This window comes from Pseudophaeobacter profundi (assembly GCF_029697505.1).
In the GTDB taxonomy this organism is placed as follows: domain Bacteria; phylum Pseudomonadota; class Alphaproteobacteria; order Rhodobacterales; family Rhodobacteraceae; genus Pseudophaeobacter; species Pseudophaeobacter profundi.
In genome coordinates this window covers 1-484 of sequence record NZ_JARJEF010000074.1, presented here as the reverse complement: position 1 = coordinate 484, position 484 = coordinate 1, and the positions used below count along the sequence as shown (strand labels likewise).

Annotated in this window: 1 protein-coding gene; it reads left to right on the top strand. The window is 54.1% G+C overall.

What is annotated here, in order from left to right; translation table 11 throughout:
• Positions 1-484: 50S ribosomal protein L16 (rplJ, locus tag P2081_RS21115; RefSeq protein ID WP_278924608.1), on the top strand; the 484-nt coding region annotated here is incomplete at both ends.

Genomic DNA, 484 nt, shown 5'->3' with positions numbered 1-484 from the left:
GGAGACGCCCTGCTAGGTGTTATCGCTACTGCAAAAACAAACCTTACCCCAAGTCAAGGTTTTGTCGTGGTGTGCCCGACGCTAAGATTAGGATCTTCGATTTGGGCAAGAAGAAAGCACGTGTGGAGGATTTCCCTCTTTGCGTCCATCTGGTCTCTGATGAGTACGAACAGCTTTCCTCAGAGGCTCTGGAAGCCGGCCGTATCTGTGCCAACAAATACATGGTCAAGAACTGCGGCAAGGACCAGTTCCACATCCGGATGAGACTCCACCCCTTCCACGTGATCCGCATCAACAAGATGTTGTCCTGCGCTGGGGCTGATAGGCTCCAGACTGGGATGAGAGGAGCGTTCGGCAAGCCGCAAGGTACAGTCGCTCGTGTTAGGATTGGACAGCCAATCATGAGTGTCCGCTCCAGTGACCGTTACAAGGCGTCAGTCATCGAGGCTCTGCGTCGGGCCAAGATCAATTTCCCCGGTCGTCA